Raw genomic sequence first — 23,698 nt, 5'->3', positions numbered from 1 at the left:
TGGCAACGGACACCATGGAGCCCTCATTCGGAGGACGCCCCATGCACATCCACCAGTTGCGTAACGCCACGCTCATCCTCGAACTCGGCCCGCACCGGGTGCTGGTCGACCCGATGCTCGCGCCACGGGGCAGCCTACCGCCCCTGCGCCTGTTCGGCGCGCGCCAGCGCAACCCGATCGTCGAGCTGCCCGACTCGGCGGACGCCGCCCTGGCCGCCGTGACCCACTGCCTGATCACCCATTGCCAGAAAGGCCACTTCGATCACCTGGACCGCGTCGGCAAACGCTGGCTGCGCGAGACCCAGACGCCGGTGATCTGCACGCCCCATGACGCACCCTACCTCGCTGAACGCGGGTTGAACGTGCAGCCGCTGCCCGAGGCCCATGGCGAGCCCAGCGCCTTTCTCGGCGGGCAGATCCGCACCGTCGCCTGCACCCATGGCGAAGGCTGGATCGGCACGCTCATGGAGCACGGCGTCGGCTACCTGATCGAGCTGCCGGGCGAACCCAGCCTGTACCTGGCGGGCGACACCGTACTGACGCCGACCATCCGCGCCTTCGTCCAGCAACATCAACCCCAGGTCAGCGTGGTGCCTGCCGGCGGCGCACGCTTCGATCTCGGCAGTGAGCTGATCATGGACATCGAGGACGTGATCGCCTTTACCCGGCTGTCACAGGGGCTGGTGGTGGCCAACCACCTGGAGGCGATCAGCCATTGCCCGGTCAGCCGCAACGACCTGGCCCACGCCGCCCGGCAGGCCGGTGTCGCCCAGCGCCTGCGGATACCGGCGGACGGCGAGCGCCTGGCCTTCGAGGCCGCCGTTGCAGCGGCCTGTTGAATAAAGCGGGTCGCCCTGCCCGATGCAGGCGGCCCGCTTGTGGGTCAGGCGCCGCGGGTGGCCTCGGGCGCCGGCGCCGTAACCGACTCACGCTCGCGGAACGTCACCAGGAACGCCAGCAGCACGAGGCCGGACAGCACCGCCGGGAACAGCCAGATGCCCTGCCAGTCATGCAGCCCCTCGGCGCTGTAGTGGTCCGACACCGCACCGGCCACCCAGAAACCGATCAGCATGCCCACCCCGTAGGTGGCCAGGGTGATCAGCCCCTGGGCCGAACTCTTGATGCTCTCGCCGGCCTTGCCGTCGGTGTAGATCTGCCCGGAAACGAAGAAGAAGTCGTAGCACAGGCCGTGCAGCACGATGCCCATGATCAGGAAGGTCATCAGCTCGCCGCTGTTGCCGTAGGCGAAGAACACGTAGCGCAGCGCCCAGGCCGCCATGCCCACCAGCAGGGTCTTCTTGATCCCGAAGCGGCGGATGAACACCGGCACCAGCAGCATGAACAGAATCTCCGAGACCTGGCCCAGGGTCATCATGCCGGTGGGGTTTGCCACGCCGATTTCCGCCAGGAACAGGTTGGCGTTCTGGTAGTAGAAGGCCAGCGGGATGCAGATCAGGATCGACGCCACGAAGAAGGTGGCAAAGCCGCGGTCCTTGAGCAGCTGCAGAGCATCGAAGCCCAGCAGCCGGCCAAGGCCGACGGCCTGGGTGGCCACCGGCGGGGTCGCCGGCAGGCTGAAGCTGTACAGCCCCAGCACCAGGGACGCCACCGCACACAGCAGGAAGGTGTTGCGCAGCGCGCCACTGGCGATGGCCTGCTGGGCATCCCAGGCGAACACGAAGCTGATCACCAGCCCGGCCACCACCCAGCCGATGGTGCCCCACACCCGCACCTTGGAGAACTGCTGCGCCGGGTCGCGCAACTGACGGAACGCCACGGCGTTCACCAGGCCCAGGGTCGGCATGTACACCACCATGTAGGCCAGCACCAATGGATAGAAGGCAGTGAAGTCGGCGGCCTGGTACAGCAGGTACAACAGCACCGCGCCGCCCAGGTGCAGGATCGCCAGTAGCCGCTCGGCGTTGACGAAGCGGTCGGCGATCAGCCCGACCACGAACGGCGCCAGGATCGCCCCCCAGGACTGGGTGGCGTAGGCCATGCCGATCTGCCCGCCGGTGGCGTTGAGGGTGTTGCCGAGAAAGGTGCCGAGCGTGACGAACCAGCCTCCCCAGATAAAAAACTGGAGAAACATCATCACGCCCAATCGGGTAGTCAAAGTGCTCATGTTCTTGTCCTTGTTGTTTTCACGAGACAGCAGTTATCGAGAGGCGCCTACTCCAGTCCGAGCAGGCGCCGGTTGCGTGAGGCACTGGCGGTGACGCCAGCGAAATCGTCGAAGGCCTGGGTCGCTTTGGTGATCAGGTGCTGGCGAATGAACGGCGCCCCCTCGGCCGCGCCCTGGGCGGAATCCTTGAGGCAGCACTCCCACTCGAGCACCGCCCAGCCCTGGTAGCCGTACTGGGTCAGCTTGCTGAAGATCGAGCGGAAATCGATCTGCCCATCGCCCAGGGAACGGAAGCGCCCGGGGCGCTCGACCCAGGACTGGTAGCCGCCGTACACGCCGGAACGGGCATCGGGGCGGAACTCGGCGTCCTTGACGTGGAACATGCGAATCCGCTGGTGGTAGCGGTCGATGAAGCCCAGGTAATCCATCTGTTGCAGCAGCAGGTGGCTGGGGTCGTAGAGGATGTGCGCCCGCGGGTGCTGGCCAACGGCATCCAGGAAGCGCTCGAAGGTCACGCCGTCGTGCAGGTCTTCGCCGGGGTGCAGCTCGAAACACAGGTCCACGCCCTCCTCCTCGAAGGCATCGAGAATCGGCAGCCAGCGCCGCCCCAGTTCGGCAAAGCCTTCCTCCACCAGCCCGGCCGGGCGTTGCGGCCAGGGGTAGACGTAGGGCCAGAGCAATGCGCCGGAGAAGGTCGCGTGGGCCGTCAGCCCCAGGCGCCGGCTGGCCCGCGCCGCCAGCTTCAACTGGTCGATGGCCCATTCGGTGCGTTCTCTCGGACGACCGCGCAACTCGGCCGGGGCAAAGTCATCGAACAGCCCGTCGAACGCCGGGTGCACGGCCACCAATTGCCCCTGCAGGTGGGTGGACAGTTCGCTGATCTCGACCCCGGCGGCTGCGCAGATGCCTTTGAGTTCGTCGCAGTAATCCTGGCTCTCGGCGGCGCGCTGCAGGTCCAGGCACTGGGAGCCGAGGGTCGGCACCTGGATGCCCCGGTAGCCGAGCGAACCGGCCCAGGCCGCGAGGTTGGCCAGGTTGTCGAACGGCGCTGCGTTGCCCAGGAACTGGGCGAGGAAAATACCCGGCCCGCGTATGCCTGGGGCCGCGGCGGATGAGGGGTGTTCTGACTGCATGGGGCTCTCCTTCACGCGCGGGTCAGCGGGGTCCACTTGGTGTCGCTGGCATGACTGGCCAGGGCCGTCTCGATAAAGGCCATGCCACGGATCGCGGTATCGATGCCGGGCACCGTCGAAGCGCGGCCGCCGGCAATGGCATCGGCCAGGTCGGTGTACAGGTTGGCCATGGCCTCCAGGTAGCCCTCGGGGTGCCCGGCCGGCAGGCGCAGGCGCGCCCGGGCTTCGTCGCACAGCCAGGTGTGATTGACCCCGGCACGCAGGATGCGCAGGGGCTGATCGAGGGAACGGTGGATCAGGCTGTTGGGTTCTTCCTGGCGCCACTCCAGGCCGCCCTTGTCGCCGTACAGGCGAATGCTCAGGGCGTTCTCCTCGCCGGCGCAGACCTGGCTGGCGAGCAGCACGCCGCTGGCACCCTGCTCGGTCTGGAACAGCATGGCGCAGTCATCGTCCAGCACCCGCCCTGGCACGTGGCTGCCCAGGTGCGCGCAGAGGCGGTCGATGCGCTGGCCGCTGACGAACTCCGCCAGGCTGAAGGCGTGGGTACCGATGTCGCCAATGCAACCGCCCAGCCCGGCCAGGGCCGGGTCGCCGCGCCAGGCGGCCTGCTTGTTGCCCTGGCCGGCCAGGTCGTCGCTCAGCCAGCCTTGCGGGTACTCGACATGAATCTTGCGCAGCCGGCCGATCTCGCCGCCGCGCACCATGTGCCGGGCCTGCCAGACCATGGGGTAGCCCTGGTAGGTGTGCGCCAGGCCATACAGCGCGTCGCTGCCGGCCAGCACCTCGGCCAGCTCGCGCACTTCGGCACTGTTCAACGCCGCCGGCTTTTCACAGAACACGTGGATGCCCGCCCGCAGCGCGGCAGCAGCAATGGGGGCATGCAGGTGATTGGGGGTGACGATGGCCAGCAGGTTGATGCGCTGAGCGGCATCGAGGCGGGCCTCGCCCTCCAGCAGGGCTTCCCAGCTGGCATAGACGCGCTGCGGGTCCAGGCCGATCTCGTTCGCGGTGCGGGCGTTGTTCGCCGGATCGCGGCTGAAGGCTCCGGCCACCAGTTGGATGCCGCCGGCCAAGCCCGCGGCCTGCCGGTGCACCTTGCCGATGAACGCGCCGCCACCGCCGCCGATCATCCCCAGTCGAATACCGGAACCAGGCATTTGCGCCCTCCTGAGTGAGGTGTTGTTATTGGATTTCGAATCAATGTAACCGGTTACATTTTGCCTGTACAGCCCTCGAAAACGTCTCCCGGACGGACGCGATTGCGTTAACCTAGCGGCGATTTCGGCGGCGTGGCCGGCCAGACAACAGAGGTTTCATGACCAATATCCGCAAGGTGGCCGCACTGGCCGGCGTCTCCGTCGCCACCGTCTCGCGCACCCTGAAAAGCCCGTCCGTGGTGTCGCCTGAAACCCGGGAAAAGGTGCTCGGCGCGGTCGAGCAGGCCGGCTACAAACCCAACCTCATGGCCATCCAGTTCCGCTCGCAGCGCAGCCGCAACCTGGTGGTACTGGTGCCGGACATCGCCAACACCTTCTTCGCCCGGGTCATTCGCGGCATCCAGCAGGCCGCCAGCGCCCACGACTACCGCGTGCTGCTGTGCAACACCCAGGGCCAGGACGAGGTCGAGCGGCAATTCGCCGAACTGGTGTTCGCCAAGCAGGCTGACGGCGTCATCCAGCTACGCGCCTTCGACCCCTTCGAACGGCAACGCGCCCAGGCCAGCGAACAGCCGCCCCTGGTGAATGCCTGTGAAGTGCTCGACGCCGCCACCTGGCCCACCGTCAGCCTGGACAACCGCGCCGCCGCCCACGCCATGACCCAGCACCTGCTGGAGCTGGGCCACCGCCGCATCGGCCTGATCAAAGGCCCCCTGGGCAGCCCACTGACCCGCGAACGCTTCGCCGGCTACCAGCAGGCGCTGGAAGACGCCGGGCTCGCGCTCGACCCGCAGCTGCTGTGCCGGGGCGACTACACCCCGGCCTCCGGGCACGCCGCCACGCAACAGCTGCTGGCCCTGACCGAGCGCCCCACGGCGATCTTCTGCGAGAACGACGAAATGGCCATGGGCGCCCTGCAATGCATCCGCCAGGCCGGCCTGCGCATCCCCCAGGACATCTCGGTCGCCGGCTTCGACGACATCTCCTTCGCCGCCTACTGCGACCCGCCCCTGACCACCATCGCCCAGCCCGCCGAGCGCTTCGGCGAGCAGGCCGTGCAGATGCTGCTCGGCCTGCTCGACCAACCCACGCAGGCGGCGCAGCACCTGGTGTTGCCGTTCGAGCTGGTGGTGCGCGCCAGCACCGCGTCGCCGGGCTGACACACCGTTACGCAGGTGTCCGCACCCCGACCGGGCAGCAGTGGCGTAACATACCGGGCAGCCTGGCCAGGGCGATCGCGCTGGCTGACGCCCCTCTTCCTGCAACCGTCCCCCTTGGGCAGAACACCATGAACCGCCGCAAAAAGATCAAACAGCTGCTGGAAGCCCACGCGAAAAAAGCCAACGCCAAGCTGGCGCCCAAGAGCAACAAGCCCAAGTACATCAGCAAGGCGGACCGCTTGAAACTGGACGCCGAGGCCAATCAAGAGCCTGCCGCGCCTGTCGAGCACTGAGCCTCGTTCCTGCCGCGCGGCAGGCGGAACAACTGCCCCACCTGCCGCTTCCGGGCAATGCCTCAAGCCGTGCGCACCGCCGCAATCGCTTCGATCTCGATCATCGCCGCCGGGTCGTAGAGTGCCTTGATCTCGGCGATGGTGTCGGCCGGGTACGGCACCGAGAAGAACGTGCGGCGCAGCTCGACCACCTCGTTGAAGTGACTCATGTCGGTGACGAAGATCGTGACCTTGATGACGTCTTGCAGGCTGGAACCGCCGGCCTCCAGCGCCCGTTTCAGGTTGGCGAAGGCCTGCTCGCCCTGGCGGCGAAAACCGCCGTCGACGATCACGCCGTCATTCCCGGCGCCGGCCTGACCGGAGATGAACAGCAGGTTGCCGAACTTGATGCCCTGGGACAGCAGGAAGGGTTCGTAATTATCGGGTTGGGTGACGATGCGCTCGCGCATGGGGTATCTCCAGACTGGGTGAGTGAACCAACCGGCCTCATCCGAGCGGAGGGCCTGTCTGATATCGATATTCTGGAAAGCGTGGCGCTTCGACAAACGATCCTTTGTCAGTTATAAGCTGAGCTCATCTCACCTATAGAGCTGACGCCATGCGCCGCCTCCCTCCCCTCTCGGCCCTGCGCGCCTTCGAGGCTGCCGCCCGTCATGGCAGCTTCAAGCGGGCCGCTGAAGAACTGGCCGTTACCCCCACGGCCATCAGCCATCAGATCCGTTCGCTGGAAGAACACACCGGCCTTGCCCTGTTCGAACGCCAGTTGCGCAAGGTGGTGCTGACCGAAGCAGGGGTTCGCCTGTACCCGGTGCTGCGCGATGGCTTCGATGCCTTCGAGATGACCCTGACTCAGCTGACCGGCACCCGCAAACGCGCCCGGGTCACCGTCTCGGCCACCCACGCTTTTACCGCCAAATGGCTGGTGCCACGGGTCGCGGGTTTCCATCGCCTGCACCCGCACATCGACCTGCAGCTGCACGCCTCGGACGCCGCAGTCGACCTGGCCGCCAGCGACGTGGACATCGCTATCCGCTACGGGCGCGGCAGCTACCCCGGCCTGCAGGCCGAGGCCATGTTCACCGACCGCTTCGCCCCGGTGGCTAACCCGGTGCTGGGCGTTGACTCGCTGGACGATCTGCAACGGGTGCCGCTGATCCACTTCGCCTGGCAGACGCCCTCGCCCCTGAACCCCACCTGGGAGGCCTGGTTCGCACAGGCAGGCTTGCCGGACGCAGCACGCCACGGCCACCTGCGCTTCTCCGACGAAAGCCACGCCATCCAGGCCGCCGTGGCCGGCCAGGGCATCGCCCTGCTGAGCCTGGCCCTGGTGGCAGACGAACTGGCCGCCGGCCACCTCGTCCAGCCCTTCGGCCCGACGCTGTCAGGCCATACCTACCACCTGCTGATGAAACCCGAGCCCAGCACCGAAGCCCAGGCAGCGGCCGAGTGGTTGCGCGGCTGCATCGCCGCAGACTGACACGCGCATCACCGACAGCAGTAACTGTTCCAGCAGGGACACGAGGCCGCCCGGCTCACCCCGGGAGCGACGCCTGCTCCAGCCCCTCGATGCACGCGCGCACCGTGGCCTTGGCCATCTCCACCAGGTAGGTGCAGGCATGCCCGACCTGCTCGCGATCCGGAGCACCCGGCTCGCCCAGCCGAAGCGTCAGCCCCTCGGCCACATCCAGCAGGCAATATGCACTGTCCAACGCATCCGCCAACGGCACATCGGGCTGCACGGCGAACAAGGGCTGGCGGGCGGTGTTGATCGGGTGAAAAGGGGTGTGGATGGTTCGCACCGCGTGAAGAGGCGGCAGGGTGCAGGGACTGGGGTGCGGGGAATGATGATCCGTCATCGGTAGAGCTCCTTTTGCTGAAAAGTCGCTCCCTCACTTCCACATGAAGGGTGGCGACTGTACGCAGGTGTGGAAGACCGGGGCAAAAGGAACCCGGTAGGGCCGAAACCCTCCCGCGCACAGCCGCCATAACAAATCGCAGGCACAAAAAAAGCGCCTGCGAAGTCACGGTGGCGCCTATGCGCCTTTTGCTTTGAACGGGCTTCCACACCCGGCCGCTGAATTGGCAGCGACGGGACGGACTATAGGGCCGTGCGGATTGGTTAGGCAAGCCGTACGCAGAGGCGTGGGTGCTCGCTGCTGATAACCGACCTCCCCGACCGCTTGTATCCACAGCCATCAACTATCCGCCCACCTCCGTTCATCCGGGATTTTTAAAATGGCGCTTGACCGAGGAGAACGATCGTTCTACCTTAGATTCACGCACAACGACGACTGGCCTCCAACATGAACAACGCGCCCGCTGATACCCGAGAAAAGATCCTGGCAACTGCCGAGCAACTGATTTATCAGAATGGTATCCACGCCACAGGCATGGACCTTCTGGTGAAGACCTCAGGTGTATCCCGGAAAAGTATCTATCGCTATTTCATAACCAAAGATGAAATGGCAGAAGCCGCCTTGAAAGCACGCGATATACGCTGGATGTATTGGTTCAGCACTGAATGCGACAAAGCGGATAACCCGCACGATCGCATCCTGAACATGTTCACGGTACTCAAAGGCTGGTTCGAATCAGATGGGTTCCGTGGCTGTGCATTCATCAATACGGCCGGCGAAGTTGGCGACCCCGACGACCCTATTCGCCAACTCGCAAAACTGCACAAGCAAAAGTTGTTGAATTACATACTCGAATTGACCGAGCAATTGAATATCGAGCAACCATTGGTGCTGGCTAAACAGTTGCTGGTACTGGTCGAAGGCGCCATCACCACTGCACGCGTGATGGGCGATTACAGCGCCGCCGACAGCGCAAAGGACGTTGCGCAGTTACTGCTAAAACAGGCATCTCGCTAAGGGCCTGAGTTCCACATACGCCAATTCAACCAATCGATCCAACTTTACTTGGAGGTACTACCATGTCCAATGCCCAAACTCGCCCGCCACTTCCTCCTTTCACTCGTGAAAGTGCGATTGAAAAAGTACGACTCGCTGAAGATGGCTGGAACAGTCGCGACGCCGAAAAGGTATCGCTCGCCTATACCCAGGACACCAAATGGCGTAACCGCGCCGAGTTCGCGACCAACCGCGAAGAGGCCAAAGGCTTCCTCACTCGCAAATGGAAAAAAGAGCTGGACTATCGCCTGATCAAAGAACTCTGGGCTTTTACCGACAACCGTATTGCCGTGCGTTATGCCTACGAATGGCACGATGACTCAGGTAACTGGTTCCGCTCTTACGGCAACGAAAACTGGGAATTTGAAGCAGATGGTTTGATGCACCGCCGGTTCGCCTGCATCAATGACATGCCTATCAAGGAAAGCGAGCGCAAGTTCCACTGGCCACTGGGGCGTCGTCCTGACGATCACCCAGGCCTGACAGAACTGGGTCTTTAAATACACCTGCCACCCCAGATCTTTGGTTACTAAGGATCTGGGGTAGTGTTTTTTTGACTTTTCATACGGGTCAGCTTCTGGTCGGTAGCTGCATGGCGCCAGAGACTGCTTTCGGCCAGAAGCGGTCATCGAGTGGCTACATAATCAAGGGCAACCCATTAATCGTGAAGTCTAAACGCCACCTACAGGTTAGTAGGGTCATTATGGACATCGCTTGTAAGCCCTGCTTTAGAAGCATCTGTCCGTGTGTCGGAAGTGTCCATAGTCCATACCATTTTTGATGGTGAGCAACCGCTTTTGAAGTCTGTTCATCGAAGCTTGGAAGCACAACACTCATAAACCCCGCCGTCAGCAGCAAAGCTGAGCTCAACGCTAAGCTCTGTGCCAAGTCAGCAATCTGCTGCGCAAGAGCTACAGATTGATTCATACAGCCGCTCTAGGCTAAGGGTCTCTGCCTGCGCCCAACCCAGCAGAAACATACAGATACACTTGCGCATACTCATAGTCACAAAATGTCCCGCCAGTCGCTACGCTCAATCATCACGATGACTTAGCAACAGTCATAAGGACAATCTAGCTATGGAGAGCACATCTATGCGGTTAGCGCGTATTGCGGCAGTTACGAGCCTACTTATCCTCGCCCAAGCAGCGTATGGATCATGCACGCTGAGATTTACATCTCCCGCTAATGGCGCAACGGTAAATACTCCAAGCATCACTGTTTTTGGACAGGGCGGTGCAGACGCATCACAAGGGGATGCTGGTACCGTCACTGCGACGTTGAACGGAGCAGCATTCTTCAATTATTCCGGATCATTCACGGCAGCCGTTACGTTTCTACAATCTCGAGGTGCTCCTGTCACCCTAAGGCCGGGACTAAATTTCCTTTCTGTTACAGGCAGCGTAGGGGGATGTAGTGCGAACGACAGTATGACTGTTATGTACTCGCCGGACATTACTCTTAACAAGAACAAAGGCAACCCTGGAGACAATCTGACCTGCGATGCACCCGGCAAGGCACAAGGCAACCCTATCAACATAGCCATCGGCAACAAATATCAAGAAGAGAGTGATTATACGGGGATGGGGATTTATCCAATACGCTTTTCCCGCAGCTACAACAGCGTGGACGGGTACTGGCGCCACAATTACTCGGCTCGCTTAAGAATTTCAGCAAATACGCTGACGCTAGTTAAACGCGATGGAAACGAATCACGATTCACTGTAAGTGGAAGTACTATAACATCCGAACTTAGCGAGCTCGGAAAAATCTCTCAAGATGGGACTAACTGGATCTATCTCTCTCCAGCTCAGGAGCGCTTCAAATTCGATAATCTCGGGAGGCTAATTTCAACTACAAGCCCTCAGGGTCAGACGCATGCGCTCTCATATAGCTCATCTACGGTAACGGTCGTTGACGATTTCGGCCACACGCTAACACTTACTCAAGATGATCGTGGGCAGCCTCTCACGATGAATACCGCAGGCACCTCAGTCACCTATAACTATGACAATGTTTCTAGGTTAATTAGCCTTACAAAAGTACAGTCGAGCGCTACACAAAACAGAACATTTCATTATGAGAATACGTCATATCCGAGATTTTTAACCGGGATAACCGACGAAAGCGGCGTTCGTTATGCAACATGGGCATATGACTCTCAGGGGAGAGCCATCAGTAGCGAACATGCCGGCGCAGTGGAAAAAATAACACTGACATACAATTCAGATGGCTCGACTACAATCACTAATGAACTTGGGAAGAAGACGACTTATCGGTTTCAAAATATTCAGGGCGTGAGGCACGTTGTAGCGATTGAAGGTCAGCCTTCAGCGAATTGCCCTAGTAGCAATTCGGCCTTTACATATGACACCAGAGGATTGCTGAAAAGCAAAACTGATAACAAAGGCTATGTTACTACCTACGATTACAATACGCGGGGTCTTGAGTCATCAAGAACGGAAGCCTCAGGTACGCCGCAAGCGCGAACGATTACGACAACTTGGCACTCAGATTTTTTCGCGCCAATAGCAGTTGTAGAACCACATCAAACTACTAATTACACCTATGACCCCCAAGGACGGCAGATCAGCCAAACTGTGACTCCACACTGATCTCAGAAGGAACTGATATGAAACCCACTTTGTATCGCCTTAGCGTACTGTCGCTCGCGCTTGTCGGCGCCCTCGGTTGGTCGTCCGCCCAGTCTGCCGATCGTAGTTGGAGTTACAGCTACAATAACCTTGGCCTAGTCGAAACGGCCGATGGCCCGCGGACCGATGTCTCGGACGTCACCACCTACAGTTACGATGCCCAAGGTCGGCTGACGTCCGTTACCAATGCCCTGGGACACGTGACCCAGCTGTCGAACTTCGATATCTACGGCAACCCGCAGACCGTCATCGATGCCAACAACGTAACGAGCAGTCTGAGCTATACACCGCAAGGCTGGCTGGCCTCGATCAGTACAGCGGGCAGTACCACTAGCTTCGAACATGATGCGGTGGGGCTGATTACCAAGGTCACCCGTGGAGATGGCAGCTGGCAGGCTTACACTTGGGACGGTGCACGTCGTCTGACGGCAATCAGCAACAATCAAGGGGAAACGGTCGAATACGATCTGGATGCCATGGGCAATCGAACCGCCCAACGCCTGAAGGATGCCTCCAATAGCCTCACCCAGCAGCGTCAGTGGACATACGACGAACTGGGCCGCTTGTTGCGCTCGGTGGGAGCTGCGGGGCAAACCAACCGCTACCACTACGACCTCAACGACAATCCGACCGGTACGACCAACCCGCGCCAGTTCAGCTCGACCCAAGCCTACGACGCGCTCGATCGCCTGGTGGCCAGCGGCGATGCGCTCGGCGGCACAACAGCGCTGAATTACGACGCCCAGGATAATCTGACCCTCGTGCAGGATCCGCGCGGGATCATTACGCGCTATGAATACGACGGACTCGGCAACCTCACCAAACAGATCAGCCCGGACAGTGGCACTACCACGTTCAGCCATGATGCCGCCGGTAATGTCATCAGCAAGACCGACGCCCGGGGCGTAGTTACCACCTACACCTATGACGCCCTCAATCGCCTGACTGGCCGCCAGTACCCGGCCACACCAGCGCTGAACGTGCAATACCACTACGACATGACCGCCGACGGCAACAAGGGCGTCGGACGCCTCACTGCTGTGCAGGATGCTACCGGGGTACTGGGTTACACCTACGACGCACGGGGCAACCTGATCGAGCAATTACGCTCGGTGGATGTGAGCGGCAGCGATCAGTTCGACAGCCTGGGTTATGCCTATGACGGGGCTAACCAACTGAGTCGCATCGATTACCCGGTAGGGCTTAGTGTGCTCTACCCTCGCAACGCCGCTGGCCAAGTCACCCATATCCAGCTGCAGGTGGGAAGCAACCAACCCAGCAACCTAGCCAGCGGGATCAGCTACCTGCCCTTCGGGCCGCTGAAGGACCTGACCTGGGGCAATGGCGTCAGCCTGAACCGCACCTACGATCAGGATTACCGCCTGACCGAACAAAGCGTCGCCGGCTGGAACAGCACTTATGGCTATGACGCCAACAGCAACATCACCAGCCTGAACAGTAGCCTGCTGGGTAACCTCAACTACACCTACGACGCCCTTGATCGCCTGACCGCAGAAGAGAAAGCCGACCGCCAGCAAACCTACAGCTACGACGCCGTGGGCAACCGCACGGCAAAAGGTGATAACCCGGTCGTCAACGGCACCCCGCAAACGGGTACCTCGGTCACTTATCAGTATGCGAGCAACAGCAACCGCCTCACCCAGATCGGCAGCCAGGCCGTTACCAGTGATGCCGTCGGTAACCTGATCCAGGACAGGGCTGATCGCGAATTGGTGTACGACGCCCAGAACCGTCTGGCCAGCGTGAAGATCAACGGCAACAGCGTGGCAGACTTCCGCTACAACGCCCTGGGCCAGCGCACCCACAAGATCAGCGCCCAAGGCATTACCACCTTCCTATACGGGCCTGGCGGGCAGCTACTGGGTGAACAGCGCTTTACCACTCAAGGGGTCAAGCTCAGCGGCCAGTTCTATATCTGGCTCGACAATCTGCCCGTTGCCGGCATCAGCGTGACCTACAACGCTCAAGGCGGCATCGCCAGTAGCACACCGTTCTACCTACACAGCGATCACCTCAACACCCCACGGCTGGCCACTAGCCAAAGCCAGCAAAACATATGGCAATGGCAGTCGGATGCCTTTGGCGTAGGCCAGGCCGTCGGCAGCCTGAACGTCAATCTGCGCTTCCCTGGTCAGTACTTCGACCAGGAAACCGGGCTGCATTACAACTACTTCCGCGATTACGATTCGGAGACTGGGCGGTATGTTGAGAGCGATCCGATCGGGCTGAAAGGTGGCCTGAATACCTATGGATATGTGCTGGGGAACCCTCTTAAATATGTAGACCCTAGAGGACTCGCCGCTCTTACCCTACCTAGCGCAAAAGCTGGAGCTGCGGCCGGAACGGCGATATGTCCAGGCTTCGGAACTTTCGTCGGTGGTGTCATTGGCGCAGGTATAGGTGCTGGATTAAGTTGGTACATAGGTGACAAGCTACTCAATGAGTCGGCTGATCAACCAGACAATCCCCCACCCATACCTAATGACCCGACTCAACCGCCTAGTGATGGCTGGGAGTGGCGCGGTCGGGGGCAGCCAGGTTCCAGAGAGGGGGCGTGGCATAACCCCAGTACCGGCGAATCACTTCATGATGACAGAACCCACCCAGCCGGAAAGGATCCTCATGTCACTTACACGGATCCGAACGGCAAACGTTGGGATAACTATGGAAATGGTTGGGGTCCCCAGTAAGGCTTAAGTATGAATAATGTTCTGATATCTACCATCTCAGCAGTCTGGAGAGATCATGTCTTAGATCGGATCTCCGCTGCCAAGGAAATAGGTCTGCTTGATTCCGGTGACCTGCCGAGCTTACAAGAGGCAACTATCATCTTTCCTGATGAATTCGACAGCACCTCAATTGCGGCATCAACGCCAGAGACGCCAATAAATAAATTATTGAATTTACCGGAAAATGCCCCTGGCAAGTGGATCGAGAGATTTGATTGCCTAGAAGGTGCAGCTCATCTTCTTCGAGACTTATCTAGCAATAAAGAGCTAGTCTTTATGTTTTGCGAGGCGGGATACTCCAAAGCTGGAGACAAATTCCTAGATAACTACGAGTATATTCTTATCGGCGGCAATCCTATTATCTTCATAAATATTCTAGAAAAGTCAGTACTCGAAGTCGCACGACTTCTTAAAGCCGGCCGCTCAACTCGGATTCTTGGAGTCATAAGAAACGACGTAGAGCATGAAAGAGAGCCAGATGGGAACGCGAGTCTATTTTTTTGTGATGCGCTGGACGGAGACTCAATTATAATTTGTCCTCTTGCAAGTACATAGCTCGTACAAACTTTACTCCACAGATTCAGATAAGGTCTAACCCGGTCGAGACGGCGTCCAGCAGAGATGCACGTATAGTTCGCCATTGGTCTGAGATCGCGTCATACCCTGCAACTGGCAGCCGCTGCTTAGCACCAAACACTCGGAGAAGATCAAGCGTTATACCTCTCACCTCAGGACTAAGCTTGCCAGCTGCTGCTAGGTAGCGGGCGAAACTACCACTTACGCTCGGATGAATGTGCTCCCCGATCCTTGAGCTCATCAAGTCTACGAGTAGTGGGTCTCGCTGCAGCCTCTCTTCTACTGCCCGGTTAGTAATCTGCTGTGCATCGAATTGCGTGCGCAGCCGGCGGGTAACCATGCCCTCAAGCAACTCACAAAAAACGGCGCTATCGACACGGTCAGCTGTTGCCGCCAATAATCCTGGACATTGATGGGGGTTGGCGGGATGTAGTCGGTGCCGCGAGGCAGGGCCTTGGATGCGCGTCGGTAGGAGAGGTCGGCGCCCAGGTCGATGGTCCTGGCGTAGTTCTCGCGGTTGAGGATGATGCCCTTGTTCCACCATTCGGCGTCTGTCAGGGCGATATGCGCATTGGCGACATCGTTCGCCTGCCGGACCAGGGTGCTGGAGCCGTTGAGTGCCTGGTCCAGGTAATCGATCTGTTCGCCGTTCAGGCTATCGGTGTCGAGCAGGACGATCCTGCCCTCGGCGTTGACGCTGAAGCCAAAGGCCTTGTCGGCGAGATCGGGGCGCTGCTGGCTGAGGCTCGTCATCAGGCTGTCGTAGGCCTGCGCCAGCCCCGCAGAGGTCTCGCGCACTTCGAGGGTCGCTTTGTCTATGGCCTGAAAGCGCGCATCGATGTCCCGGAACGTCCGGGTCAGCGGGTCTTGCCTGAGGCTCTCCAACAGGGCGTTGCTCTCTGCCTCGCTGAGTGCATCGGGATCATGCATCCGCACGCCGCTGGAAATATCCAGTGCACGGCTGTGGGTGCTGGCGGCCCGCAGCGACTCGCTGTAATCCCTGTATCTGTCGAACGCCTCCTGGCTGATATGCACGGCGTTGCCCACCTGTATCGGCTCGCCGTCTTCATTCAGCTCGGTTACATAACTCGGCGTGGCCTCAGTGGGCTTGGTCACGCGCCATACGTCGTTCGATCGATGATCGGCAACGGTGTATGAATTGAATACGGGCCTGTCAGTCATGGCGGCAATCCCTGTTCGCACCAGTCCCTGAATCTGCTATCGCCTGTTGCAGGCGCGCGTCGCATCTCTTGTGTCTAGCGGCAGCCTGGCCCGATTCTTTAGCGGCAGCCGCTGCGGCAAGACGTCCCAGGGGCGCCTCTCGGGCGCCACCGGGGCCGTGTTAACGCCGTTTGCTGCATGCACTGGAGTGAGCCTTGTATTTGAGCGCGTGGGTTTGCCCAGTCGAGTCGACGTATTTCATTACGTAATCCACCGGTTTGCAGACCGGGCTGTCTTTTGTCGTGATCGACAACACTTTCACGATGTCCAGTTTGGCGCCGTATTTGTACGTGACCGGATCACTTTCAGCGGACGCGCCAAAGGATAAAAACGCGCCAAGGCTGGCGAAAATGATGCGGGCTGATTTGCTGATGTTGTTGCGGGTCATGATCTTGATTCCGAATGGTTGAGTACTGGGTTTTCTCCAGGCGAAGGCAGTGCGCCAACTGCTCTTGGAGCAATCGATAGAGAGAGATTCGCTGTATTGCCGCAGGAGCAGCGGCTGGGTTTGACCTGACAGCCGCCGGCTTGAAGGCACGGCACTGTCAGGTCAAGGCTGGCGATACCTGGCGGGCAGGTTCTGGCACCGGCCAGTGCTTCACGGCCCGCACCTAGGAAGCAGGCACGACCTTGTCGAAGGCGGCGTCCTGGTCGCCCTGTTCTCCTGCCGTGAACGCGGCCCCTTCGATGTGGTAGACGGTCGGTTCTTGCGCGAAGAATTCCTCCAGGGCGTCCATGAACACCTGGTGGTCTTCGCCCGCCTCGAAGGCCTTGTGGTCCTCGAGGGAGCGCCAGCGCACGATGAGGTTGAGCACCTGGGGCGTTTCGATGCCTTGCGCCAGCATGTGGCCGCCGTACCCCGTCGCACGGCGCAGCAACGGCGTGACGTCGGCAAAGGTCTGTTTGAACTGCGCGATGCGTTCCTGGTGAACCGGCAGCAGAGCGATTTCATAAATCATGGGAATGTCCTCACAGTGAGTTCGACGGTCAGGCATCAGCGCTGACAGGAGCCTGGGGCACGACGGCAATGGCGATCTTGCCGCGCAGGCCGTTGTTGGGGGTTTCCAGCAGGGCATGGGCGAGCCCGATGTCGGCCAGCGAGTAGACCGCGCCCACGTGGGGCTTCAGTTGACCGCGCTCGACCAGGGCGGCCAGTTCATCGAGCTTGCCGCGGTTCTGCCGGGTGAACACGAAGTGATAACTGGCGTTCTTGCCCCAGGCCTGAATGAGGTTCTGCGGCTTGGCGATATCCACGATCGAAACCACGCGGCCCAACTGGGCGAGCACGTCAGGGCTGCGCGTCAGGGTGTCGCCGCCGATGGTGTCGAACACCACGTCCACGCCTTTGCCGCCGGTTTCGCGCAGGATGGCCTCGACGTAATCCTCCTGCTCGTAGTCGATGACCACGTCAGCGCCCAGGCTGCGAGCGAACTCGAAGTTGAAATCACGCACGGTGGTAAAGACCTTGGCGCCCATGGCTTTGGCCAGCTGGATCGCCACATGCCCGACACCACCGGCGCCGCCGTGCACCAGGATGCTCTCGCCGACACGCAGCGAGGCACGCACGACCAGGGCTTCCCAGGCCGTCCCGCCCACCAGGGTCAGGGTGGCCGCTTCGAGGTGGCTCAGCGAAGCAGGCTTCTTGCCGACGATGCTTTCGGCGGCAACGTGGTACTCGGCGTAGCTGCCGGGGCCGTCGAAGATTTGCGGGGTGTACCAGACTTCATCGCCTGGCACGAAGCTGGTCACACCCGGGCCGACCGCTTCGACGACACCGGACACGTCATGCCCGGTAATGGCCGGCAGCGGCACATAGTCGACGTAGTCGCCACGGCGAACCTGATAGTCCAGCGGGTTGATGGAGGTGGCGTGCACCCGTACCAGCACTTGTCCTGCTTGCGGCACCGGCTTGGGTACCTCGCTCAGTTCGAAGGATTGCGGGCCGCCAAAGGTGTTGAGTACTTGCGCTTTCATGGTAGTTCCTCGTTTCGGTAAAAAGGGATATCGGGATTTTTCGATGTGTTGGTGCAAAAAAAATTACGGGTCTATTCCTATGCTCACCAGTTCACAGTGAACCTCGCTTCGAGAAAGTGGGATATCGGGATTTGCCGATATGATCAGTTAAAAAATTACAGCTCTTTGCCTATCATTTCGGCAAGTGCACGGATGTTCGCTTCGTTGCGCTTGTAGTAGGTCCACTGCCCGATACGCCGGACTTCAACCAGACCAACCCGCTGCAGCGTCGCCAGGTAATCGGAGACTGTCGACTGCGACAGCCCGACGCCCTCCTGGATACTGCTCACACAAACACCCACTGTATGAACGTCCCCTTCATCCTGTGGAGGGAAGTTATTCACCGGGTCCTTCAATCCTTTCAGGATTTCAAGGCGCGTACGGTTCGAGAGGGCTTTGAATACGTCGATCAGTTCCATGGAGGCGATAATATCGAGATTTACCGATATGTCAATACAGCGATCACATTAATTTTTCCGGCTCGATCCGTGCCCGCCTCCAGCCCGGAACCGGCCGCCGAAAAATAAGTGGACGGCCAGTCATTTAGCGAATGCTATCCATTATCAATAACGCGTACAATTGGTTACATTTCACTATCCTGCCTGGAATCTGTAGTCGATGCGTCGCTCGCTTATCTCGCTGTGTGTTCTGAATGCCGTTACCTCCGCCACATGGGCTGCCCAGCCCGCCCCCGACTCCCCTTCCGCGCTCGAACTCGATGCCGTCAGCATCAACGCCGATCTCATGGACAGCGCCGATGGCCCGGTGAAGGGCTACCGCGCGACCCGCTCGAAGAGCGCCACCCGCACCGACACCTCGCTGCATGAAACGCCCCAGTCGGTGACGGTGGTCACCCGCGACGTGGCAGAAGACAGCACCGCCACCCGGCTGCACGACGTGCTCGACTACGCCGGCGGTGTCGGCCGCGCCAACAACTTCGGCGGTCAGGGCCTGACCACCTTCACGGTGCGCGGTTTCACCACCGGCGAGTTCTACCGCAACGGTTTCCCGATCAACCGCGGCTACCCCAACGCGCCGGACGCCAACACCATCGAGCGCCTGGAAGTGCTGCGCGGCCCGGCCTCCAGTCTCTATGGCCGGGGCGATCCCGGCGGCACCTTCAACGTGGTCAGCAAGCAGCCGCAGGCCGAAAGCCAGACCACCGTCGGCGCCCAGATCACCGACCAGGGCATGTACCGCAGCACGCTGGACACCACCGGCGCGCTGGATGACGACGGCCGCCTGGCGTACCGCCTCAACCTCCTGGGCGAAGGCGGCGAGAGCTTCCGCGATGACGTGGAGACCGAGCGCTACGACGTGGCGCCGGTGCTCAGCTGGCAGGTGAGCGACGCCACGCGCATCGTGCTCGAAGCCGACCTGATGCGGAACAATCACCCGCTCGACCGCGGCCTGACGCGCTACCCCAACCAGATCGGCAACCCGTCGCGCGACACCAACATCTGGGAGAAAGGCAGCGACAACACCCTGCACAACGACAACGACATGGTCCAGGTGCGCTTCGACCATGCGCTCAACGACAACTGGACCCTGGCCGGCGGCGTGCAGGACCTCAACGGCACCCTGGAGGGCAACGCGGTCGAGGCCAACGGCCTGCAGAGCGACGGCCGCACCCTGGGCCGCAACTTCAACTACCGCAAGCTCGACTGGACCGACCGCGACTACCAGCTGAACCTCACCGGTTACTTCGATGCCTTCGGTGTCTCCCACACCCTGCTGACCGGCGTCGAGTACGAGGACTACCACTATCAGTCGATCATCCGCCGCTCCTCTGGCGCGCTGACCGCCTACCCGATCGACATCTTCAACCCGGTGCTCGGTCAGCCCCGCCCGGCCCTGACGCGCACCACCACCCACGACAAGGAAAACCTCACCACCTGGGCCGCCTTCGTGCAGGACCAGGTAACGCTCACCGAGCGCCTGAAGGTCCTGGCGGGCGTACGCTTCGAGCGCTTCGAACATGACTACGACAACCTGTTGCCGGGCAGCCGCAGTTGGCAGGCCGCGGACAACGCCGCCACGCCGCGCGTGGGCGTGATCTACGACCTGACCGACAGCGTGGCGGTGTACGCCAACGCCGCGCGCTCGTTCAAACCCAACAGCGGCGCCAGCCGGCAAGGCGACGGATTCGACCCGGAAGAAGGCAAATCCTACGAAGTGGGTGTGAAGTGGGAGGCCCCCGACCAGCAGTTCAGCGTCGACGCTGCCGTGTACCACATCGTCAAACAGAACGTGCTCACCGTCGACCCGGTGGACGCCACCTTCAGCGTGGCGGCGGGCGAGGTGCGCAGCCAGGGCTTCGACCTGAACATCGCCGGCAACGTCACCCCCGAGTGGCGCGTCACCGGCGGCTACGCCTACGTCGATGCCCAGGTGCGCAAGGACAACACCCTCAAGACCGGTACCCGCCTGGCCAACATCCCGCGCAACAGCTTCAGCCTGCTCAACGTCTACGAATTCCAGGACGGTGCGGCCAAAGGCCTGGGCCTGGGGATGGGCGTGAAATACGTCGACGACCGCGCCGGCCAGACCTCCAACACCGCCTACGACATGAACGGCTACACCGTGGTCGACCTGCTGAGCTTCTACCAGCTGACCGACAAGGTGCGTATCAACCTGGACGTGAAGAACCTGTTCAACGAGGAATACGAAGAAGGCGCCTTCAACCTCTACGCCTACCCCGGCGCCCCGCGCACCGTGCAGACGGGTATCTCCTACACCTTCTGACCGCGCACCCGCTGGAATGAAAAAGGCCGCCCCCGAACCGGGCGGCCTTTTTTCGTCTGGCCGCCTGGCCTGCAAAGGGCCCATTCCAAAACGGCATGTCCCGCATCGCACAGTTCTATTAGTTCCCGGCGAAATCGCTTGGATAGCATCGGCGCAGTTGTCCTGCCGATGAGAACAAGAAATTGAACCTAGGAAAGATCATTAGTCGCAGCGCCCTGTACTGGCCCGACCGCGAAGCACTGGTCGATAGCCGACAGCGCATCACCTTCGCCCAACTGGAGCGTCGCACCAACCGCCTGGCGTCCGGCCTGCAGGCACTCGGCCTGAGCCAGGGCGCCCATGTGGCGATCCTGGCGCTCAACCGCGTCGAACTGGTGGAGGCGGAAATCGCCTTCTACAAGTCGGCCATGGTCAAGGTGCCGATCAATGCCCGCCTGTCCCTGGAGGAAATCATCCAGGTGCTGGACGACTCCCACAGCCAGGCGGTGATCGCCGACGGCCGCTTCGCCGCCGCCCTGCACGCGCGCCGTAGCGAGCTGCCGCGCCTGCGCTGGATCGTCTCGCTGGACGACGACGCGAGCGACACCGGCTACGCCCAGGTGCTGGAGCGTGGCAGCGAAACCGTGGTGCACAGCGACCCGGCCGACGACGCCCTGGCGGTGCTGCACTACACCTCCGGCAGCTCCGGCGTGCTCAAGGCCGCCATGCTGTCGTTCGGCAACCGCAAGGCACTGATCCGCAAGAGCATCGCCAGCCCGACCCGCCGGGCGGCACCGGGCGACGTGATGGCCCATGTCGGCCCGATCACCCATGCCAGCGGCATGCAGATCATGCCCGTGCTGGCCGTGGGCGCCTGCAACCTGCTGCTGGAGCGCTATGACGACCGGCTGTTGCTGGAGACCATCGAACGCGAGCGGGTCACCCGCCTGTTCCTGGTGCCGGCAATGATCAACCGCCTGGTGAACGTGCCCGAGGTCGAGCGTTTCGACCTCTCCAGCCTGCGCCTGGTGATGTACGGCGCGGCGCCCATGGCGCCGGCCCTGGTCAAGCGCGCCATCGAGGTGTTCGGGCCGATCCTCGCCCAGGGCTACGGCGCCGGTGAAACCTGCTCCCTGGTGACGGTGCTGACCGAGCAGGACCACCTGATCGACGGCGATGACCACAGCCGCCTGGCCTCCTGCGGGCGCTGCTATTTCGAGACCGACCTGCGGGTGGTCAACGACGACTTCGAAGACGTGAAGCCGGGCGAGATCGGCGAGATCGTGGTGCGCGGCCCGGACATCATGCAGGGCTACTGGCAGGCGCCGGAGCTGACCGCCGAAGTCATGCGCGACGGTTACTACCTCACCGGCGACCTGGCCACGGTGGACGAGCACGGCTACGTGTTCATCGTCGACCGCAAGAAGGAAATGATCATTTCCGGCGGCTTCAACATCTACCCCACCGAAGTGGAACAGGTGCTCTACGCCATCCCGCAGGTCTTCGAAGCGGCGGTGGTCGGCGTGCCCGACGAGCAATGGGGCGAAGCGGTGCGGGCGGTGGTGGTGCTCAAGCCGGGCGAGACGATCAGCGCCGAAGCCATCATCGAGCACTGCGGCGCCACGCTGGCCGGCTTCAAGAAGCCGCGTGCGGTGGACTTCGTCAAGGAGCTGCCGAAGAACCCCAATGGCAAGGTCGTGCGCCGCCTGATCCGCGAAGCGTACTGGCAAAACAGCGAACGACGGATCTGAGGGCAGAGACATGATCAAACCAAGTGAAAAGGCCGCTCGCCTCATCGACGGCATCAACGCCTTCGTGCGTGACGAACTCGCCCCCCTGGCACAGCGCGAGCACATCGTCTGGGGCGAAGCCGTCCCCCGGCCGCTGCTCAACGACATCTGGCGCCGCTCGTGCGAGCTGGGTTTCTACAACGCCATGCTGCCCGAGACGCTGGGCGGCGCCGGGCTCGGCGTCGTCGACCTCTGCGCACTGAAGGAAGCCGCGGTGCTGACCGGCTCGCCACTGGCGCCGCACATCCTCGGCGAGCTGTCCGGCCCGCCCCGCGTCGGCCATCTGTTCAAGGTCGCCAGCGAGCACCAGATCGAGGCCTTCCTGCAGCCGATCTGCCGGGCCGAGAAAGCCGTGTGCTTCGCCCTGACCGAAGCGGAAGCCGGCTCCGACGCCACGGCGATCAGCACCGAGGCGTACCGCGACGGCGACCACTACGTGTTGCGCGGTGCCAAGCGCTACATCTCCGGCGCGCCCTACGCCGATCTCGCCGTGCTGCTCGCGGTGACCGGCCCGGGCCGTGGCCCGCAGGGCATTTCGGCGTTCTTCGTCGACCTGCACGCCCCCGGTGTGAGCGTGCAGAGCGACTACTCGGTGATGTCCGGTGGCGGCGCCCACGGCAACATCACCCTGGAGGACGTTCGCGTTCCGGTGCAAAACCGCATCGGTGACGAAGGCGCCGGCTTCAAGCTGGCCATGGGGCGTATCACCCTCAACCGCCTGCTGCACTGCCCGACCATGCTCGGCATGGCCGGCCTGGCCCTGAACCTGTCGCTCGACCATGCCCGCACGCGCAAGCAGTTCGGCCAGCCGATCGCGATGTTCCAGGCCATCAACCACATGCTCGCCGACATGGCCACCGAGCTGTATGCCGCGCGCAGCATGATGTACGCCACCGCGGCGCTGAACGACGCCGGCGGCGACATCAAGGTCCAGTCCCCCATGTGCAAGCTGTTCGCCTCGGAAACTGCCTTCCGAATCATCGACAAGGCGGTGCAGGTGCATGGCGGCAGCGGGCTGATCAAGGGCCATCCCGTAGAATGGCTGTTCCGCGCCAGCCGCATGATGCGCGTGCTGACCGGCACCAGCGAAATCCAGCGCAACACCATCGCCAAGGGCATCCTGATGCCCAGCTGAGCAGGCGGCCTCACCCCGCCCGCTCGGCTGGGCGGGGTACTCACAACAACAAGAG

22 protein-coding genes are annotated in these 23,698 nt (G+C 61.6%); 12 read left to right on the top strand and 10 right to left on the bottom strand.

The window, feature by feature from the left end:
• The first annotated feature begins 41 nt into the window (after window positions 1-41).
• Window positions 42-839 carry an MBL fold metallo-hydrolase gene (locus N5C28_RS22300; RefSeq protein WP_279825549.1) on the top strand — a complete coding sequence of 266 codons (798 nt, stop codon included), beginning with the start codon at window positions 42-44 and terminating at the stop codon, window positions 837-839.
• A 44-nt stretch (window positions 840-883) separates the two neighbouring features.
• On the opposite strand, the gene N5C28_RS22295 is transcribed toward N5C28_RS22300, so the two are convergent.
• From N5C28_RS22295 to N5C28_RS22285, 3 genes are read right to left on the bottom strand one after another with little or no spacing between them, the layout of a single operon-like run.
• Window positions 884-2,125, bottom strand: a complete 1,242-nt coding sequence (locus N5C28_RS22295) for a nucleoside permease (protein WP_279825548.1) — start codon at window positions 2,123-2,125, stop codon at window positions 884-886.
• A 47-nt stretch (window positions 2,126-2,172) separates the two neighbouring features.
• Window positions 2,173-3,258 (bottom strand): sugar phosphate isomerase/epimerase, encoded by a 1,086-nt coding sequence (locus N5C28_RS22290; protein ID WP_279825547.1) that lies wholly within the window; start codon window positions 3,256-3,258, stop codon window positions 2,173-2,175.
• Between the two features lie 11 nt (window positions 3,259-3,269).
• Window positions 3,270-4,415, bottom strand: a complete 1,146-nt coding sequence (locus N5C28_RS22285; protein ID WP_279825546.1) for a Gfo/Idh/MocA family oxidoreductase — start codon at window positions 4,413-4,415, stop codon at window positions 3,270-3,272.
• A 158-nt stretch (window positions 4,416-4,573) separates the two neighbouring features.
• Between N5C28_RS22285 and N5C28_RS22280 the strand changes: the two genes are divergently transcribed.
• Entirely contained in the window at window positions 4,574-5,575 is a 1,002-nt protein-coding gene (locus tag N5C28_RS22280) for a LacI family DNA-binding transcriptional regulator (RefSeq protein ID WP_279825545.1), read from the top strand.
• Between the two features lie 128 nt (window positions 5,576-5,703).
• On the top strand, window positions 5,704-5,868 hold the full coding sequence (locus tag N5C28_RS22275) for a DUF2986 domain-containing protein (protein WP_279825544.1): 165 nt from the start codon (window positions 5,704-5,706) through the stop codon (window positions 5,866-5,868).
• A 62-nt stretch (window positions 5,869-5,930) separates the two neighbouring features.
• Here N5C28_RS22275 and N5C28_RS22270 read toward each other — a convergent pair whose 3' ends face one another.
• A complete protein-coding gene (locus N5C28_RS22270; protein WP_279825543.1) occupies window positions 5,931-6,317 on the bottom strand; it encodes a RidA family protein in 387 nt (128 codons plus the stop codon).
• 149 nt (window positions 6,318-6,466) lie between these two features.
• Here N5C28_RS22270 and gcvA point away from each other — a divergent pair, with 149 nt between their 5' ends.
• Entirely contained in the window at window positions 6,467-7,345 is an 879-nt protein-coding gene (gcvA, locus tag N5C28_RS22265) for a transcriptional regulator GcvA (RefSeq protein WP_279825542.1), read from the top strand.
• Between the two features lie 55 nt (window positions 7,346-7,400).
• On the opposite strand, the gene N5C28_RS22260 is transcribed toward gcvA, so the two are convergent.
• A complete protein-coding gene (locus N5C28_RS22260; protein WP_279825541.1) occupies window positions 7,401-7,724 on the bottom strand; it encodes a DUF3077 domain-containing protein in 324 nt (107 codons plus the stop codon).
• A gap of 447 nt (window positions 7,725-8,171) precedes the next feature.
• Here N5C28_RS22260 and N5C28_RS22255 point away from each other — a divergent pair, with 447 nt between their 5' ends.
• From N5C28_RS22255 to N5C28_RS22235, 5 genes are all read left to right on the top strand, one after another.
• Entirely contained in the window at window positions 8,172-8,741 is a 570-nt protein-coding gene (locus N5C28_RS22255) for a TetR family transcriptional regulator (protein ID WP_279825540.1), read from the top strand.
• A gap of 62 nt (window positions 8,742-8,803) precedes the next feature.
• Window positions 8,804-9,280, top strand: coding sequence for a nuclear transport factor 2 family protein (locus tag N5C28_RS22250; protein ID WP_279825539.1), 477 nt, complete (start codon window positions 8,804-8,806; stop codon window positions 9,278-9,280).
• 579 nt (window positions 9,281-9,859) lie between these two features.
• Window positions 9,860-11,395 (top strand): DUF6531 domain-containing protein, encoded by a 1,536-nt coding sequence (locus tag N5C28_RS22245; protein ID WP_279825538.1) that lies wholly within the window; start codon window positions 9,860-9,862, stop codon window positions 11,393-11,395.
• A 17-nt stretch (window positions 11,396-11,412) separates the two neighbouring features.
• Complete coding sequence (locus N5C28_RS22240) at window positions 11,413-14,145, top strand: RHS repeat-associated core domain-containing protein (protein WP_279825537.1); 2,733 nt, start codon at window positions 11,413-11,415, stop codon at window positions 14,143-14,145.
• 9 nt (window positions 14,146-14,154) lie between these two features.
• Window positions 14,155-14,739, top strand: a complete 585-nt coding sequence (locus N5C28_RS22235; protein ID WP_279825536.1) for a hypothetical protein — start codon at window positions 14,155-14,157, stop codon at window positions 14,737-14,739.
• A gap of 300 nt (window positions 14,740-15,039) precedes the next feature.
• Here the strand turns inward: N5C28_RS22235 and N5C28_RS22230 are convergent, their stop codons facing one another.
• The 5 genes from N5C28_RS22230 to N5C28_RS22210 all read right to left on the bottom strand — a co-directional run bounded on the left by N5C28_RS22230 (window position 15,040) and on the right by N5C28_RS22210 (window position 18,413).
• Complete coding sequence (locus N5C28_RS22230) at window positions 15,040-15,942, bottom strand: hypothetical protein (RefSeq protein WP_279825535.1); 903 nt, start codon at window positions 15,940-15,942, stop codon at window positions 15,040-15,042.
• A gap of 160 nt (window positions 15,943-16,102) precedes the next feature.
• On the bottom strand, window positions 16,103-16,369 hold the full coding sequence (locus tag N5C28_RS22225) for a DUF2790 domain-containing protein (protein ID WP_279825534.1): 267 nt from the start codon (window positions 16,367-16,369) through the stop codon (window positions 16,103-16,105).
• 223 nt (window positions 16,370-16,592) lie between these two features.
• On the bottom strand, window positions 16,593-16,940 hold the full coding sequence (locus tag N5C28_RS22220) for an antibiotic biosynthesis monooxygenase (RefSeq protein ID WP_279825533.1): 348 nt from the start codon (window positions 16,938-16,940) through the stop codon (window positions 16,593-16,595).
• 28 nt (window positions 16,941-16,968) lie between these two features.
• Window positions 16,969-17,955: a zinc-dependent alcohol dehydrogenase family protein gene (locus N5C28_RS22215; RefSeq protein WP_279825532.1), complete on the bottom strand. Its 987-nt coding sequence runs from the start codon at window positions 17,953-17,955 to the stop codon at window positions 16,969-16,971.
• A 155-nt stretch (window positions 17,956-18,110) separates the two neighbouring features.
• A complete protein-coding gene (locus N5C28_RS22210) occupies window positions 18,111-18,413 on the bottom strand; it encodes a metalloregulator ArsR/SmtB family transcription factor (RefSeq protein ID WP_279825531.1) in 303 nt (100 codons plus the stop codon).
• Window positions 18,414-18,612: 199 nt separating this feature from the next.
• Between N5C28_RS22210 and N5C28_RS22205 the strand changes: the two genes are divergently transcribed.
• The 3 genes from N5C28_RS22205 to N5C28_RS22195 all read left to right on the top strand — a co-directional run bounded on the left by N5C28_RS22205 (window position 18,613) and on the right by N5C28_RS22195 (window position 23,643).
• Complete coding sequence (locus N5C28_RS22205; RefSeq protein WP_279825530.1) at window positions 18,613-20,739, top strand: TonB-dependent siderophore receptor; 2,127 nt, start codon at window positions 18,613-18,615, stop codon at window positions 20,737-20,739.
• 182 nt (window positions 20,740-20,921) lie between these two features.
• A complete protein-coding gene (locus N5C28_RS22200; protein ID WP_279825529.1) occupies window positions 20,922-22,469 on the top strand; it encodes an AMP-binding protein in 1,548 nt (515 codons plus the stop codon).
• A 10-nt stretch (window positions 22,470-22,479) separates the two neighbouring features.
• Window positions 22,480-23,643 (top strand): acyl-CoA/acyl-ACP dehydrogenase, encoded by a 1,164-nt coding sequence (locus N5C28_RS22195; protein ID WP_279825528.1) that lies wholly within the window; start codon window positions 22,480-22,482, stop codon window positions 23,641-23,643.
• The last annotated feature ends 55 nt before the right edge of the window (window positions 23,644-23,698 follow it).

This window comes from Pseudomonas sp. GD03944 (assembly GCF_029839275.1).
Lineage (GTDB): Bacteria > Pseudomonadota > Gammaproteobacteria > Pseudomonadales > Pseudomonadaceae > Aquipseudomonas.
The sequence above is the reverse complement of the archived record's forward strand: the minus strand, read 5'-3'. Positions and strand labels throughout refer to the sequence as shown.